Raw genomic sequence first — 16,096 nt, forward strand, 5'->3', positions numbered from 1 at the left:
AAAATCAATAATCGAAATGCCCGGAAAATACCGGGCATTTCTCTTTAAAAGTGATAGGCAAGAGAAAGCTGGATAACATTCAAATCCATATTAGGCCGTTTGATATAGCCATTGGAGTAGTGAATCAACTTAGCTCCCAGATCAAAACTTTTCTGGGTGCCAAAGCGAATACCTGCACCCAGCATGGTTTCAAACTGAAAGTTTGTGCTCTTCTCTAAAGGTTGATCGCCCTTGTAACGAATTTGGGTATCACTGATCCAGCCAATTCCCAGACCTGCATCAAAGTAATACCGTTCACTGGGACTTTGAAACTGCCAGACGGGGGTAATGAAAAAGCCATAGATATCATCACCACCTTTCACGCTGTGAGAAGGGCTGACATTCAGTTGATTATCCCAGTAAGAAATAGAGGTATCGAGTAGAAACCGGTCGCTCCATGATGAGTCTTCCAGATAGCCCTCATCACTTAAATGCCACCTCAGGGCAACTCGAGTGTCTTTTACATCGATTTTGCTGGAAAGATCCGGCCCATAGCTGAAATGAATACTTTCAGGTTGAGCTAAGACCGACGTTGAAAAAACAGATAGCACCAAAGGTACTGCAGACAGAAAAGTTACTTTTGCCACTTCCTTAATCCCCAGGCTTTCATTTTGTTATTGTTGTTGGCCCTGTTCCTGGCCTGGCAGTTAAATAGTTAATTAAATGTTTGAGAAATCAATCACATAATTGCGACTTAATTTACCCGCCTTAGTCAAAGAATACGTCGATTAAGTAAAGGTATCTACCTGACAGTAAAAATGAAACATAGGAAAATTAATATGGTTTGAACGGTCATCCCTGTGACGAATGTGATGAGTTGTCGGATGTTTATTTCAATAGTGTCAATCAGTTAAGTATCAGGAGTAAGACACTTGTCTTGATCTGGATCAAGACAGCTTGTCTTCAGGCCGCGTATATTGCTGGCTGCAAAAGAATTCATTGTTTTTGTAGGTGTTTGCACGTATAACAATTGTGTGTGGTACCTATGTACCATCTTAGGTAGTAGATGAGACATTTAGAACATAAGAATTCTTCACTGCCGGTTTTGTGTGCATCGGACAAATAAACGAATTAATAAATAAGCTGTACCATGTCGACAACCCTGCTAAACAGATTGAAGGGCCTGAGTCCTCAGTCGTCGCCTGATTTTAATATTGCCAGTGTGTTGTCACAGACTGGGGTAAGGCGACTTATTATCTGCTGCGAAGTCCTTCTGGTTATTCTTTTGACTCAGCAGCTGGCCCGCCTTACGTGGCAGTTTCTTGATCATTCAGATGCTGCTGCGATTGAGTCGTGGCAACCTCAGTCCACTGTTGTGAACAGTAGGCTGTCGGAAAGCGATGCCTACCCTGCCTTGAATAATCTGCATCTGTTTGGTCAGGAGCCTATCAAGCTGACACAAACGGATACCAGTAACATCGATCCCAATGCTGTTCCCAAATCCCGCTTGTCTGCCAAAGTGACAGGTATTGTTGCGAGTACGATTCCTGCTGAATCGGTCGCGGTGATTCAGTCCGGTGGGCGTGATCGTACCTATCGATTGGGTGAAAAACTTCAGGGTTCTAATGCTGAAGTAAAAGATATCTATGAAGATCGGGTGATTGTATTAAACAGGGGCAAACACGAAGCTCTGTTACTTTACCCCGATGAAGCTGGCCGAAAAGTAGAAAAAAGAAACAGTGGTCGTCTGACCGAAGTACGTCAACAGCTGATCTCTGATCCGGCCTCCTTTACGGATTTTGTCCAGTTCAACACGGTTCAGAAGGATGGTCAGCTTGTTGGATATCAGTTAACCCCTGGCAAGTTCCCTGAAGTTTTCCGTCAGTCAGGCCTTAAGCCTAATGATGTTGCCCTGTCTATTAACGGATATGACCTAAGCGACAGCAATGACACCATGAAGTTGCTGCAAGAAATAAATCAGCTCGCCCAGTTCTCGATGACCATTGAACGAGATGGCCGTCTCTATGAAATAGAAGTAAAACTATGATTGTCACAGGAAAGACAGGGTTCGACCAATCATTCCCTGCAACACTAAACGGGGCCCGTGCCCGGACGTTTGGAAAACAGGTTCGAAGAAAAGTCTGCTCATTGATCGCAGGGTTATTACTGGCATCGACACCTGTTCTTGCCAATGAGCCTTCAGCCCTCCATGGAGAGTTCTCTGCCAGTTTTGAGAAGGCGGACATCAGTGAGTTTGCCGGTACTGTCAGTGCCACTTTGAATAAAACGATTATTCTGGATCCTGCCGTTCGTGGTTCTGTCACTGTTCGATCCTATGACAAGCTGACGGCTGAGCAGTACTATCAGTTGTTCCTGAATGTTCTGGAAGTCCATGGTTTTGCTGTCATAGAACAAGACGACAAAGTTCTGAAAATTGTTCAGGACAAAAATGCAAAAATGTCGGCTATTCAGGTGGCCGATCAGCAGCACCCGGGTCAGGGTGATGAGTTTGTTACCTGGGTGCTTTCGGTTCAGAACGTTCCAGTGAGAGAACTGTCTCCTTTGCTTCGTCAGCTGAATGATACAGCTGGCAATGTTGTGCATTACGACCCCTCCAATATCCTTCTGCTGACCGGTCGAGCTGCCAATGTTAAGCGCCTGGTTGAGATTGTCAGAAGAGTGGACATGGTCGGCAACCGTGACTTCTCTGTCATTCAGCTGGAATATGCTTCTGCTTCTGAAATGCAGCGAATTCTGACGTCACTGCTGCAGGAAAAAGGCGGCAAGGGCAGTGCTTCCCAAGTCACTGTCGTAGCGGATGACCGAAGCAATCGCCTGATTGTTGCCGGACAGGCAAGACAGCTGCAAAAGGTCAATCGCATTGTTTATCAGCTGGATGCCGAACAGGAATCATCCGGTAATACCCGCGTCTTCTATCTGAGATATGCCAAAGCGGCTGACCTGAAAGAAGTCATGGAAGGTGTGGGCCAGACGGTTCAGGCCGAAAAAGACAGTGGTAAGGCGGTTCGCCGTAATGACCAAAAATTCAGTATCAATGTTCATGAGCAAACTAATGCTCTGGTGGTCACTGCTCAGCCTGACATGATGAAAAGTCTGGAAGGTGTGATCAAGCAGTTGGACATCCGTCGTGCCCAGGTGCTGGTGGAAGCCATTATCGTTGAAGTCACCGATGGCGATGGCATTAACCTGTCATTCCAGCTGGCTAATGCTAACGGCTCCAGCCTGATGCAGTTCAATGATGGCCGTACCGTACCCATCGGTCAGATCATGGCGGGTCTGAAAGATGCGGAAGACACTCCAGGTTCAACCGTCATCGTTGATGGCAATACCACCATTAACCCTGATCAGCCAGGTGACTACACCAATCTTTATAATGCTCTTGCTGGTGTTTCCGGTGCTGCATTCAGCATCACGTCCGGTGACTGGACTGCATTGCTCCAGGCGGTGACGACTTCTTCCAAGTCCAACGTTCTGGCCACTCCCAGTCTGATGACACTGGATAATGAAGAATCTTCCTTTATTGTCGGTGATGAAGTCCCTGTTATTACCGGCTCTGCCTCTGGCTCCAATAATGACAACCCTTTCCAGACCGTTGACCGTAAGGAAGTAGGTGTCAAAATGACCGTTAAGCCCCAGATCAACGAAGGGGACTCGGTGAAGCTGGATATTACCCAGGAAGTGTCTGGTGTGAATGGCCGTACTTCTGTTGACGTGACTTTCTCCAAGCGTGAAGTGAAAACTTCTGTACTGGCTCGCAGCGGCGATACCATCGTCATTGGCGGACTTCTGGATGAAGACGTTCAGGAAAGTGTTTCCAAGGTACCGCTGCTGGGAGACATTCCCTACATTGGCGCTCTCTTCCGTTCCACTTCCAGTGAAGTGAAAAAGCGTAATCTGATGGTCTTCCTGAGACCCACCATCATTCGTGACGACAACATTCTCACCAGTATCAGTGGTAAAAAATACAGCTATATGCGTGCTCGCCAGCTGGATCGTCGAGATCAGGGCGTGGAACTGATGCCAAAGGCAAAAACGCCGGTACTGCCTGAATACCCTTCGAACTCTGATTTGATGAACCGAGCTCGCCAGAAAATGGAAGATGCTGAGCAAATAGAGAACGAAAAAAGTACGAAAGAAGACGACAGCTCTTCAGAAGAGAGTCCGGTAGCCAGTAATCAGTCGGAGAAGAACGATGCAGAGTCCGGCGATAACAGCTGATCAGGAAACTGAAGCCTTAGCTCAGGAGGTAGCCCACAATACCCACACTGGTGTTCTGGAGTTGCCCTTTGCCTTTGCTCGTAACTTTGGTGTTCTGTTAGAACAAGAGCGTCAGGGTAACCCCTGCTTGTACGTTAATGGCCAGCCTTCAAGAGCAGCCATGACCGAAGTTCGTCGCTTTGTCGCAGGCCCTATCGATATCAAATCACTTTCCGAAGGTGAGTTTGAAGCCAGGCTTTCGGCGTATTATCAAAAAGATTCATCGGCTGCCCGACAGCTGATGAACGATATCGGCAATGATGAAGAGCTTTATTCTCTGGCGGAAGAACTGCCCGACAATGAAGATCTTCTGGATGCGGATGATGGTGCCCCCATTATTCGAATGATCAATGCCATGCTGGGCGAAGCAATCAAGGAAGGGGCTTCCGATATTCATATCGAAACCTTCGAAAACTGCCTGGTTATTCGCTTCCGTGTCGATGGAGTACTGAGAGAAATTCTTCGACCCCAGCGTAAGCTGGCGGCATTGCTGGTTTCCCGTATTAAGGTTATGGCCAAGCTCGATATTGCCGAGAAACGGGTGCCTCAGGATGGTCGTATTTCACTGCGACTGGGTGGTCGTGCTGTTGATGTCCGGGTATCGACATTGCCCTCACGTCACGGAGAACGGATTGTATTGCGACTGTTGGATCGCAACAGTGTTCGCATGGACATGTCCAGTCTGGGTATGACTCCGGGCATTCATCATCAAATCAGTGAAGCCCTGCATAAACCACACGGAATTCTATTGGTCACAGGTCCTACCGGTTCCGGTAAGAGTACGACACTGTACGCTGGCCTGACAGAAATCAACGACACCGAACGCAATATTCTTACCGTTGAAGATCCTGTGGAATATGACCTTGAAGGTGTAGGCCAGACACAGGTTAATCCCAAGGTGGATATGACTTTTGCCAGAGGCTTGCGCGCCATTCTGCGTCAGGACCCTGATGTGGTGATGGTGGGTGAAATTCGTGACCTGGAAACGGCCGAAATCTCTATTCAGGCTTCTCTGACCGGTCACCTGGTACTGAGTACTCTGCACACCAACACCGCTATTGGTGCTGTGACCCGTCTTCGGGACATGGGCATTGAACCTTTCCTGTTGTCGTCCAGTCTTCTGGGGGTTCTGGCTCAGCGTCTGGTTCGAACACTCTGTTCCTCCTGTAAAGTGGCCAGAGAACCTACGCTCCATGAACGCAAGTTGATGGGAATGGAGGCGTCGGACAGCAGAACGGTTCATGAAGCCAGTCCTGACGGTTGCTCCGACTGTCATGGTGGCGGCTATAAAGGCCGAACCGGCATCCATGAACTGTTCCTGGTCAATGATGATGTTCGTCGGATGATTCACGAAGGTGCAAGTGAGCAGGCTCTGGAAGACGTCATTCGTCAGACCAGTCCCAGTATTCAGAAGGATGGCTTCCACAAAGTCCTGGCTGGCAAGACTTCTATTGAAGAAGTACTGCGGGTGACCAGGGAGGAATAATGGGCGTATTTGCATACGAAGCTCTTGATAAAAAGGGTAAAAAGCGCAAAGGCGTGCTGGAGGCTGATTCAGCCCGGCAACTTCGTCAACAGCTGCGTTCGGAAGGTCTGGCTCCGGTATCTATTACGGAGTCCGAGCAAAAGAGCAGCAGTGAGCGAACGTCTTTTTCTTTATTCGAGAAAAAAGCCAGTTCTGGTGAAGTCGCCATGCTGACTCGTCAGCTGGCCACCCTGGTAGCCGCTTCCATTCCTCTGGAAGAGTGCCTGCAGGCATTGTCCCGGCAGGTTCAGAAATCTCATCTCAAAGCCATGATCACCACAGTGAGAGCCAAGGTTCTGGAAGGGCGTACTCTGGCTGAAAGTCTGGCTATTTACCCGAAAACCTTCGACACACTTTATTGCTCCATGGTGGCGGCTGGCGAAAAGTCTGGCCATCTGGATACGGTTCTGGAGCGACTGGCTGACTATACCGAACAACGTCAGGTGATTCGCGGCAAGCTGATTCAGGCCATGATCTACCCGACCATTTTGACCATTGTGGCTGTTTCGGTCATAGCCGTATTGCTGGCAACCGTAGTGCCCACCGTTGTGGAGCAGTTTGCGGATCTTGGTCAAGACTTGCCTGGCATGACTCAAGCCCTGATTGCCATGAGTGACTTCGTGCGGAATTACGGTTTCGGGGTGCTAGGGGGATTGATTGCTTTATTGTTTCTGCGACAACGTTTGTTGACCAACCCGAAACGGCGACTCACATACGACAGAATTATGTTGAAAATGCCTGTCCTGGGTGAAGTGGGTGCGGGTGTGGATACCTCCCGATTTGCCCGGACACTCAGTATTCTCAGCAGCAGCTCAGTGCCCCTGCTGGATGGCATGAGAATCTCGGCAGAAGTGATGTCCAACAGCTTTATCCGTAAGTCTCTTGAACAGGCTTCTGAACGTGTCCGGGAGGGCTCGAGTCTCTGGATAGCTCTGGACCAAACCCAGCTGTTTCCACCCATGATGCTCCACATTATTGCCAGTGGTGAAAAGTCGGGTGAGCTGGAACAGATGCTGGGTCGTGCGGCGGACAGTCAGGACCGTCAGTTTGAAAATCAGGTAAACATTGCCCTGGGTATTTTTGGGCCTTTGCTGATTGTGTCCATGGCGGGCATGGTGCTGTTTATCGTCATGGCTATTTTGACGCCAATGCTGGACCTGAACTCACTGGTGTCTGGATAAAAGTCTTGAAAGTGGTTGTTTTAAACGACTGAGTTCCCTGCTTACCATTTTGAAAAGTTTTCATGGTAAATGGCACGGGAGATATGCAAAAGTCACAGATGAAAAAAACACCAAAACACAATCCGAAGTACGCAGCCTTTCTCCACCTATACGGGGTGGCTGTGTCTACAGCAAAGAACAATGAGCCAGGCTCAGATCGGGCAGTATGACATTAGGGGATAATGATCAATGACTACGAAAAAGGCACGAATGTCTATAACACAAAAAGGACAAAAACAGCAGGGTTTTACCCTGATCGAGATCATGGTGGTGATCGTGATTCTTGGCGTTCTGGCCAGTATGGTGGCTCCGAACGTTCTGGGTAACAAGGAAAAGGCGGATCAGCAGAAGGCCGTTAGTGACATCGTGGCGCTGGAAAACGCCATGGACATGTACAAGCTGGATAATAACCATTTTCCATCCACCCAGCAGGGGCTTGATTCATTGGTAGAACTGCCATCCGGTACGCCTCAGCCAAGAAACTATCGCGATAATGGTTATATTCGTCGTCTGCCTCAGGATCCCTGGGGTAATGACTATCTGATGCAGTCACCGGGTGAATTCGGCGACGTTGATATTTTCTCCTCTGGCCCTGACGGGCAGGCAGGCTCTGATGATGACATCGGTAACTGGAACATGAATTCCTGATGAAGCATGCCGGTTTCACCTTGCTTGAAATCATGCTGGTTCTGGTGCTACTGGGCATTGCTACGGCAGTGGTTTTGCCCACACTGGAGCCGGGTGACAGTACAGCTCGACTGAAAACGGATGCTGAACGTTTTGCCGCACTGGTGAAAACCGGCCATGAAGAATCATTGGTCAAGGGTAAGGACCTTGGAGTCAAGTTTACCCGCAACGGTTATCAGTTCATGGAATGGCAAGAAGGCAAATGGCAACCGTTAGAGAGTGACCGGTTGCTGACAGAAAAAGAATTGCCAGAGGCTATAAGCCTGGATTTTAAGCCGGGAGAGCTGGTCTGGCAGGCCGCCCTGGATGCCGAACAGCAGGAAGATAGCAGTTCACTTTTTACCGGCTCAGGGCTGTTTGGCGACGAAGAAGAAAGTAAGAAAACACCTGATCTCTACCTTTGGTCCAGTGGTGAAGTCACACCGGCTGAAGTGCGATTTCAGTCAGCCAACGACGGTCGTCGTTATTTCAGTGTCATGATCAGGGAAACCGGTGAAGTAAAGATCATACAAAATGATAATGGTTAAGTTTTTTAGTTGTATGAAAAGGATTATAAATGGAATTTGAATGGGATGAAGAAAAGAGACTGAAAAACATGCAGAAACACGGAATAGATTTTGTTTCTGTCATTTCTATTTTTGATGATCCAAATGCTATAGAGCAATTTGATGATAAAAATTCGACTTATGAAGATCGTTATCAAATTATTGGAATGGCACGCCCAGGGGTATTATTCGTTGCATTTACTGAGCGTGATGGTGGAAATACTATCAGAATCATATCGGCGAGACGTGCTGAAAGAAGTGAAATTGCAAAATATCGCTCTTGGCGAAGAGGTTAAGATATGACTGTTAAAAAGTATACCAAGGAAGAGATCGATACTATGGAGGATAAAACAGACTATGAGCGAGTCAATGGTATGACTGACGAAGAAATTCGAAAGAGTGCTCAGTCTGATCCAGATGTGCCCATTCAGTCAGAGAAGGAACTAGAAAAATTCAGGCCAGCAAAAAGAAGAGGTAGGGGTGATGAAAGTAAAAAAAGTTAGAGCCAATGCTGATCAAGCTAAAAAGCTACATGATAAAACGGACTGGAATCGTGTTTGTGGAAAGTCCCAAGATGCTGTTGATCATGATGCCATGATTGATGCTGAAAACCCTGTATTGAAATCAGGCAGGGCCCGACGCCTGAATGATGAAAAGTGAAATAAAAGAAATGGGACAAGAACCACTTGTCAGTCAAGGTATTAGTTGACAATGGAGCTGACACACGAAACGTCATTCAGGCCACTCCAAAGCCCGTTTTTTTGCAAAAGGGCTAAGGGTTTCACTTTGCTAGAAGTGCTTATGGCCATGACCATTCTGGCCATAGCGGGCATTACTGTGCTCAGAACCACGAGTGAAAGCCTGAATAACAGCCAGTACCTGAAGAATAAAACCATGGCTCGCTGGGTGGCAGACAATGAGCTGTCAGACCTTTACTTGCAACACATCTCTTCAAAAGAGTGGCCTTCCCAGACCTGGAAAAAAGAAACTCGCGAACTGGCGGATCAAACCTGGCATGTACGATATCGGAGCCTACGCACGGGTGATGAAAGCTTTCGTGCTATTCAGGTAGAAGTCAGGCTGGATCGTGACGAGAAAAAACCGGCATTGGCCAGTTTGCAAACCTATACGGTGAAGCAGTCATGAACTCATCAAAAATCATGAGTTCATTGAATGTCATGAAACGCTCGGACCACCGTGGTTTTACCTTGCTGGAAATGTTGGTGGCCTTAACGATTTTTGCACTGGTCAGTTTGACAGCCTGGCAGATTTTACAAGGGGTCATGAGTGCAAGGGATGTTTCCAGCGATCATCAGAATCGGATTCAGGAAATTGACTACGCCATGATCGTTATGGAGCAGGACTTCCGGCAAATGATTGACCGGGGTGTTCGGGTCGATGGCGAGTTGACCGATCAAAGCCTGTTTGCGGGCGAAGATATGCTGGAGTCGGATGACGAGGCGGCTGCCTTTATTCGTCTGGGCTGGCGAAATCCTCAGCAAAAACTGCCCCGATCCGAGCTCCAGAAAGTCAGTTACCGACTCAAGGATGGGGTTCTGGAGCGTCAGCACTTCTATGTGTTGGATCCGGAAGAGAATGCCGAACCGGTGATCAGAGATCTATTGACGGATGTCCGCTCACTCAAGTTCCAGTACTTCATTAATGGTAAGTGGGTGGAAAATCTGGGCAAAACCCTGCCCCAGGGACTGATGATTACGTTTGAGCTGAATGATCTGGGCGTCATTGAGCGGCGTTATGTGCTTCCTGGCACCTGGGATGTGCAGGAGAAGTCTTCATGAGGAGCTTCAGCCCAGATATAAGGAGCTTCAGCCCAGATATAAGGAGCCTCAGCCCCAATATAGACAATGTAACAGCTCATAAACGTCGTCAGTCGGGTGTTGCATTGCTGATCGTCATGTTTGTATTGACGTTGATGGTGCTGATAGCTGCAGAGATTACCTTTGGATTTTCCCTGCAGATGCGACGGACAGCGTCCCTGCAGCAAATGGAACAGGCTCGCTGGTATGCACTGTCTGCCGAAGAGCTGGCGGTTAAGGTGCTTCAGGATGAGTTTGAAGAAAAAGAAGAAACGGTCAACCTTGGCCAAAACTGGGCCACTGGTGAGGTGACCTTTCCCGTTGACGGTGGAACCATCAGTGGTGAGATCAAGGATGCCCAGGCCTGTTTGAACCTGAATGCCCTGCATATTGCTGATAAAGAAGGGCAAAGCCCGGCAGAGATGAAAGTTTTCCAGTCCCTGATGGAAGTGCTGGAAATTGAAGCCTACCAGGCAGATGTTATTGCCCAGTCGGTCAGAGACTGGGTGGATGGTGATGACTCCCAGGGGTCAGGCACCGGAGCTGAAGACAGTTATTATCAATCGTTGCCGGTTTCCTATCTGGCCAGTAATACCAGTATGAGATCGGCGTCAGAGTTAAGAGCAGTGAAGGGCGTCAATTCAGGCATCATGAGAAGGATACAACCTTTTGTCTGTGCACTGCCTGCCACTGAGATGAAAATTAATATTAATACCCTGTCGCCAGATCATGCGGCAGTGCTCAGTGCCCTGTATCTGGGGGAACTGTCTGTAGAACAGGCCCAAGAGGTATTGGAGCAGAGACCTGAGGATGGCTGGAAAAGTGTGGATGAGTTTGTTCAGCAACCGTCTCTCTCCAACTTCAGTGCCGAAGGTACCAATGAATTGATGTCGGTTGACAGTCAATATTTTGTAATGGATGCAACAGCTTCCTTTGCGGACTCGGAAGTTCGAATAAAGAGCCTGCTGCGGCGGGAAGAAGAGAATAAGTTCAGCGTGATTCGCCGACAGTTTGGAGGGCTTGAATGAGCCAGCATCTTATCATCAGATTGCCCGGAGATCCCGGACAGTCCGTTCACTGGCAGCTTTATCCAGTAGAGGAAAGTCCAGTAGAGCAAGGCCCAGTGGTGCAGGCGGCGGAGGGAGGAAAAGCTTCCTCAGGAATTCTGTCGTCTATTTCAGCGTTAGAGACACTGACAGAGCAATTTCCTGATACCAAAACCATTGCCCTGGTCCCCACTGAGCTGGTCAGTGTTCACCGTGTGCAGGTTGAAGGAAGCCTGAACAAAGCCGTATTGAAGTCATTGCCCTATCGTCTGGAAGATGATCTGGCTGAAGATGTTGATGATCTTCACATTTCAGTGATAGCCAAAGAAGACGATCAGGTTTATGTATCTGTGGTCGCTCAGGAAAAAATGGCTTTCTGGTATGATGCACTGACTCAGTCTGGTCTGAAATTCAAAACAATGATCCCGGAAGCGTTGGCGCTGCCCTGGACGGAAGGGGAGTGTTCTGCGCTTGAAATGGATGGGCGCTGGATACTCAGGGATGGTCGTTGGCAGTGGGCTGCTTGTGATCCATCCTGGCTGGGCTTCTATCTGACAGAGAGTGATTCGGAAGAAGAACCTCTGACCGTGAACAGTTTCAGTGAGATTCCGGAGAACTGCCCTGGAGAGTGGCATCAGGATGCTTCCGGCTCTTCCATGGAGATGCTGGCTGCGGGTGCTATCAGTGCAGCTTCAGAGAAGAGCTATGTAGGGAAAGAGAGTGCCAATCTGCTTCAGGGACCCTGGCAGGTTGAGTCTTCGATGATCAAGAGTCTCAAGCCCTGGGGGCTTGCAGCCGGACTTTTGGCTTTCACTATTACCCTGTTTACAGCTCAGGCGCTACTGAAATCCGTGCAGCTGGAGCAGCAGGCTGAGCAGCTTCAGGCTCAGGCCCATGAAATATACAGTGACATGTTTCCCGGTGAGCGAGTTGTACGTCTTCAGTCGCAGATGAGACAGAAGCTCATGACCTTAAAAAGCAATAACGGTGATGATTCGGGTCTTCTGAAACTACTGGATCAGACCGCACCTCTGTTCAAGCAGTATCCTGAACTTAAACCTATTACGCTGTCGTACAACCAGTCGCAGCAGTCATTGAGGCTGGAAGCTACAGCCAAAGACTTTGATACCTTCACAGCCTTCCGGGAAGAGTCGGGAGAGCAACTGGTGATCACGGTTGAAACGCTGGAGAAGAGTGGTGAGCTGGCCAATGGCACGCTGATCATCAGGGGGAACGATTCATGAGCGGTATCCTGGAATTTTTTAATGGGCTCTGGCAGTTCAATCAGCGCTGGCAGCAGGCTCAGAGCTACTGGAATGGCCTGAGTCGACGCGAGCAGCAACTTTGTATGGTGGGTGGTGCGGCGATTATTGTCTGGACGATCTGGCAGGGGATTCTGAACCCTCTGGCAGAGCGGCAGCTGGCTGCTGAGCAAAAGCTGGTGGCCAGCCAGAAATTATTGGCTTCGATTCAGGCGCAGGCCAGCGAAATAGTCAATCTGCGTCAGGGTCAGCCAGACCAGACTCGCTATCTGTCATTACCTCTGGATCAAATGGTCAACAGGACCGCAAGAGACTTTGATCTGCGTATCACCGGAGTGCGATCTGTTCGTGATAGTTTGCAGGTCGATCTTGATACAGTGGGCTTTGATCGTTTACTGGAATGGCTGGTCAATCTTGAACAGCAGGCGGGTGTTGAGATCAGGGAACTGGAGGTGGAAGCCGCCGACAAGCCCGGTCAGGTGAACGTTAATGCACTGAGAATACAGAGAGCCCGCAGCGAGAGTTAAGTCACATGAAGAAAATAATTTCTCTGGCAGCACTGGCCACTGTTTCTTATACCGGCTTTATGCTGGCTGAGCTACCTGCCGCTTTTGTCTGGAACTACGCACCCAAGATGCCGGGGATTGAGCTGGAAGGCCTTTCAGGTTCGGTTTGGTCCGGTTCAGCGCAGGAGCTAACACTCAATGGGGTCGAGCTGCAGGAAGTTACGTGGGATCTCAAACCTTCTGCGCTTTTGACGGGCAAGATCAAGGCCGATCTTGAAGTCGGTGATGACTTTTCGGCGGTCGTGGGTGAAGCCACTGTGACCTATAGTACCCAGGGCGTGACCATCGAGGACCTTGAAGCAGATGCTTCTGCAGACTGGTTACAGCAACTGGCACCCATGCCAGTACCAGCTACCGCACGGGGCAATATCAACCTGGTGGCAGATACGCTGGTCTATGAGCAAGGACAATGTGTTGAGCTGGATGGTCGCCTGGCCTGGGAAAGAGGCCGGATCAGCAGTCCTTTGGGGGATGTGAAGTTGGGTAAGGCTAATGCCGATCTCAGCTGCAAGGGAAATACGCTGGAAGGCAAAATCAGGCAGTCTTCCGAGTTTCTGACGACAGATGCTGTATTCAGCTTTGACTTCAACGGTAGCTATTCACTGAGTGGGAAAGTATCAGAAGGTAAAGCCCTGCCAGAGAACATAAAGAACGGTATGAAAGTACTGGGCAGGCCGGATTCTCAGGGGCGTTATCCGCTGACATTCAGAGGTCGGATATAATGAGGTTTCGGCGTTTTCAGCTAGCGTAAGGAATTCTCTTTGATTATTCATTGCACAGCCAAGTTAGCCAAAAAATTACCAAAACCACCTACAGAGCAGGAAGCTATGCCTGCTATTGGTACGTTACAACACTGGCATGCACATTTTCTCACCATTCAACGCAGACAGTGTGTACTGTTTTGTGAGAATGAAACTCGATTTATTGTCTTCGGCTGCGGATTGCAAAAGAAGGACTTTGCTCACCTTAATGAAACCTTTGAGACTCTGCTGCATCATGCACTGGCTGCTTGCTGTGGGAGTTCCTCCTCCACAGTCAAGAAAGTGCTAAAAGCTTGTGGTGAAGTGTATTTTGACAATGAAACGAATCGTTCTGTACTGAGCACAATGAGGATAGCCGAGAGGGATTTGAAAATCAGTCTGGAGTACCCATCTTCTGATCAGAAAGCTCTGATAGACACTCCTTATGATGAACTTCATAGTTGGCTGAACCATCGACCACTGACAGTGAAAGGCCAGAAAGATTGTATCTGGGCTGACAATGAGATGAGCAACAGAGTTAAACAGATACTGGCAATTGATTAGCAGGTTATTTGATAGGAAGTTAGATGAGTGACGCCAAACTATTCCGCTTTAACAGTGGCCAGGTAACAGAGTTGGCTGGTCATAGTGCGAAGCTGGAGAGAGACCTGCAGATCCTGATTGAAAAGGACATGGAAACTTTTCTGGGAGTGCGCTTCCTGGAAAGTGAATACAGCACAGGCAAGACTCATAAAGGGAGAATCGATAGTCTGGGGTTGGATGAGAACCACTGCCCGGTGATCATCGAGTATAAGCGACACAGTAATGAGAATGTGATTAATCAGGGGCTCTTCTACCTCGACTGGCTGCTGGATCATCAGGCTGAGTTTAAATGGCTGGTGATGGAAAAGTTCGGAAAGGAGGTAGCAGAACACATTGAGTGGCCGGGAACCCGATTAATATGCATCGCAAGCGACTTTAACAAGTACGATGAACATGCAGTACAGCAGATCAATCGAAATATTGAACTGATGCGCTATCGCTACTTTGATACTGATTTGCTATTGCTTGAGCTGGTCAACGCTCAAACAGCATCGGTTGATCTGCAGGATTCTGCAACAGCTATCAAAGCTCCGGCAAAAAACAAAAGCAAGGATAAAACCCACAAGGAAGCTCTGGCTCTTGCCAGTGAGCCTCTATTAAAACTATACAATACTGTCTGTGAGTTTATTGATGGTCTGGGTGATGAAGTCCAGCGCAAAGAACCCAAGCTCTACCTCGCTTTCAAGCGAATCAAAAACTTTGTCTGCATATTGGTTGTTCCTTCTGCAAAAGACCCAAAACTCAATCTTTATTTGAAAACGTCACCTGCTAACTTTGTAATGGAAGAGGGTTTTAGCCGGGATGTCTCGGAAATAGGACACTGGGGAACCGGTGATCTGCAGCTAACTATTCGTAGCCTGGAGGATTTTGAGAAAGCCAAAGTAATGATTGAGGCGAGCTACTTGGGAAATTGAAGAAACCTGAGTTCAAGCCATAAGTGCATAACCTATGACTTTTCTTGCATCTATTCCTGTTGAGTCCTTGAATGCCTCGTAAGGTGTCTTGTAATCAAAACATTTCCTGGGTCTTTTGTTCAACTTGTCAACCGCACTGATGACCTCATGCTCTTAGACTTTATCAAGCTCAATCAACTTGGGGAAATACTGCCTGAGCCAACCATTGGTATTTCCTTTTTGGCTTCAATTTAATAGGGGAAGAAAATCAGAGGTTATTCACAGGTTCCTAAGCTATCCTCTGGCTCTACCGGCTCTGATAAACCGCCTGGCACCGAAGCGCATCATCCGATAGCTGGATATGGACGTTTTCCATAAAGGAGTGAACCGTCTTCTCTGCTGCTTCAGATACCCTATCAAGATCATTGATTAAGTGTTTGTGCCATGAAGAGGGGTTAAATCGAAAGATCACTAGATGATCGTCAGTGATAGGTGTTTCAAAATAACTCTCCCATGTATGAGGCCGATCAGTTGCTTTATAAGAGTAAAATGTCGTCCCGTTTATCTCGGAGACCGGCAGCTCATGGGCGGCCTTGGGATATATCCAGTTTTGATCTGAGTCTGAATCATTAAAGCTATTATCATTAATTCGTTGTATCCACTGCCTGGCATCCTCATCTTTAAACATGGACTCAATGCTGCGATTGTGAGGGTGCCTTCGCTGTACATCAATGCTGACAATAACGCCCCCAATATGTCCTTCCCCCCAAATCAGATGATCTTTGAAAGACCACCCATTTCTAAACACAGCTTGATGTATAGGAATTTCAAAGCACAGGTAGAACACCTTTCGTCGTATAGTTTTGCCGGATTTTCCTGAGAAGCAGTCAGGCTGTTTTCCCTGATTCTAAAAAACATCAGTTTTACAGGTAATG

The 16,096-nt window shown here is 48.2% G+C and carries 19 protein-coding genes and 1 pseudogene; 17 read left to right on the plus strand and 3 right to left on the minus strand.

Going from position 1 to position 16,096, the window contains the following annotated elements:
* Positions 1-44: 44 nt before the first annotated feature.
* Positions 45-626: an acyloxyacyl hydrolase gene (locus ACR2PX_RS09505; protein WP_433999122.1), complete on the minus strand. Its 582-nt coding sequence runs from the start codon at positions 624-626 to the stop codon at positions 45-47.
* Between the two features lie 503 nt (positions 627-1,129).
* On the opposite strand from ACR2PX_RS09505, the gene gspC reads away from it, so the two are divergent.
* From gspC to ACR2PX_RS09590, 17 genes are all read left to right on the plus strand, one after another.
* The gene (gene gspC, locus ACR2PX_RS09510) at positions 1,130-2,026 is read left to right on the plus strand and encodes a type II secretion system protein GspC (protein WP_433999123.1); all 897 of its coding nucleotides are present in this window, start codon (positions 1,130-1,132) and stop codon (positions 2,024-2,026) included.
* On the plus strand, positions 2,023-4,218 hold the full coding sequence (gene gspD / locus ACR2PX_RS09515) for a type II secretion system secretin GspD (protein ID WP_433999124.1): 2,196 nt from the start codon (positions 2,023-2,025) through the stop codon (positions 4,216-4,218). The genes gspC and gspD overlap by 4 nt, the downstream gene beginning before the upstream one ends.
* Complete coding sequence (gene gspE / locus ACR2PX_RS09520) at positions 4,193-5,743, plus strand: type II secretion system ATPase GspE (protein WP_433999125.1); 1,551 nt, start codon at positions 4,193-4,195, stop codon at positions 5,741-5,743. The genes gspD and gspE overlap by 26 nt, the downstream gene beginning before the upstream one ends.
* Positions 5,743-6,963 carry a type II secretion system inner membrane protein GspF gene (gene gspF / locus ACR2PX_RS09525; RefSeq protein ID WP_433999126.1) on the plus strand — a complete coding sequence of 407 codons (1,221 nt, stop codon included), beginning with the start codon at positions 5,743-5,745 and terminating at the stop codon, positions 6,961-6,963. Before gspE ends, gspF begins: the two co-directional genes overlap by 1 nt.
* Positions 6,964-7,191: 228 nt before the next feature.
* Positions 7,192-7,650 (plus strand): type II secretion system major pseudopilin GspG, encoded by a 459-nt coding sequence (gene gspG / locus ACR2PX_RS09530; protein WP_433999127.1) that lies wholly within the window; start codon positions 7,192-7,194, stop codon positions 7,648-7,650.
* Positions 7,650-8,216: a type II secretion system minor pseudopilin GspH gene (gene gspH / locus ACR2PX_RS09535; RefSeq protein WP_433999128.1), complete on the plus strand. Its 567-nt coding sequence runs from the start codon at positions 7,650-7,652 to the stop codon at positions 8,214-8,216. The genes gspG and gspH overlap by 1 nt, the downstream gene beginning before the upstream one ends.
* 29 nt (positions 8,217-8,245) lie before the next feature.
* Positions 8,246-8,530: a BrnT family toxin gene (locus ACR2PX_RS09540; RefSeq protein WP_433999129.1), complete on the plus strand. Its 285-nt coding sequence runs from the start codon at positions 8,246-8,248 to the stop codon at positions 8,528-8,530.
* Positions 8,531-8,533: 3 nt separating this feature from the next.
* Positions 8,534-8,737, plus strand: a complete 204-nt coding sequence (locus ACR2PX_RS09545; protein ID WP_433999130.1) for a hypothetical protein — start codon at positions 8,534-8,536, stop codon at positions 8,735-8,737.
* The gene (locus tag ACR2PX_RS09550) at positions 8,718-8,894 is read left to right on the plus strand and encodes a hypothetical protein (RefSeq protein WP_433999131.1); all 177 of its coding nucleotides are present in this window, start codon (positions 8,718-8,720) and stop codon (positions 8,892-8,894) included. Before ACR2PX_RS09545 ends, ACR2PX_RS09550 begins: the two co-directional genes overlap by 20 nt.
* A 51-nt stretch (positions 8,895-8,945) precedes the next feature.
* On the plus strand, positions 8,946-9,380 hold the full coding sequence (gspI, locus tag ACR2PX_RS09555; protein ID WP_433999132.1) for a type II secretion system minor pseudopilin GspI: 435 nt from the start codon (positions 8,946-8,948) through the stop codon (positions 9,378-9,380).
* Positions 9,377-10,033 (plus strand): type II secretion system minor pseudopilin GspJ, encoded by a 657-nt coding sequence (gspJ, locus tag ACR2PX_RS09560; RefSeq protein ID WP_433999133.1) that lies wholly within the window; start codon positions 9,377-9,379, stop codon positions 10,031-10,033. Before gspI ends, gspJ begins: the two co-directional genes overlap by 4 nt.
* Entirely contained in the window at positions 10,030-11,079 is a 1,050-nt protein-coding gene (gspK, locus tag ACR2PX_RS09565; protein ID WP_433999134.1) for a type II secretion system minor pseudopilin GspK, read from the plus strand. The genes gspJ and gspK overlap by 4 nt, the downstream gene beginning before the upstream one ends.
* Positions 11,076-12,341 (plus strand): type II secretion system protein GspL, encoded by a 1,266-nt coding sequence (gene gspL / locus ACR2PX_RS09570; RefSeq protein ID WP_433999135.1) that lies wholly within the window; start codon positions 11,076-11,078, stop codon positions 12,339-12,341. Before gspK ends, gspL begins: the two co-directional genes overlap by 4 nt.
* Positions 12,338-12,886, plus strand: coding sequence for a type II secretion system protein GspM (gspM, locus tag ACR2PX_RS09575; RefSeq protein ID WP_433999136.1), 549 nt, complete (start codon positions 12,338-12,340; stop codon positions 12,884-12,886). Before gspL ends, gspM begins: the two co-directional genes overlap by 4 nt.
* 5 nt (positions 12,887-12,891) lie before the next feature.
* Positions 12,892-13,647, plus strand: coding sequence for a type II secretion system protein N (locus tag ACR2PX_RS09580; protein WP_433999137.1), 756 nt, complete (start codon positions 12,892-12,894; stop codon positions 13,645-13,647).
* 39 nt (positions 13,648-13,686) lie between these two features.
* Positions 13,687-14,229 carry a DUF6933 domain-containing protein gene (locus ACR2PX_RS09585; protein WP_433999138.1) on the plus strand — a complete coding sequence of 181 codons (543 nt, stop codon included), beginning with the start codon at positions 13,687-13,689 and terminating at the stop codon, positions 14,227-14,229.
* Positions 14,230-14,252: 23 nt separating this feature from the next.
* Positions 14,253-15,182, plus strand: a complete 930-nt coding sequence (locus tag ACR2PX_RS09590) for a DUF5655 domain-containing protein (RefSeq protein WP_433999139.1) — start codon at positions 14,253-14,255, stop codon at positions 15,180-15,182.
* 12 nt (positions 15,183-15,194) lie between these two features.
* Here the strand turns inward: ACR2PX_RS09590 and ACR2PX_RS09595 are convergent.
* Together ACR2PX_RS09595 and ACR2PX_RS09600 are read right to left on the minus strand one after the other, a co-directional pair.
* A pseudogene (locus tag ACR2PX_RS09595) lies at positions 15,195-15,404 on the minus strand (IS30 family transposase); the annotation flags it as partial.
* Positions 15,405-15,468: 64 nt separating this feature from the next.
* Entirely contained in the window at positions 15,469-15,849 is a 381-nt protein-coding gene (locus ACR2PX_RS09600) for a hypothetical protein (protein WP_433999140.1), read from the minus strand.
* Positions 15,850-16,096: the final 247 nt, after the last annotated feature.

Origin of the sequence: Endozoicomonas sp., assembly GCF_051008435.1 — a bacterium.
Classification (GTDB): Bacteria; Pseudomonadota; Gammaproteobacteria; order Pseudomonadales; family Endozoicomonadaceae; genus Endozoicomonas_A.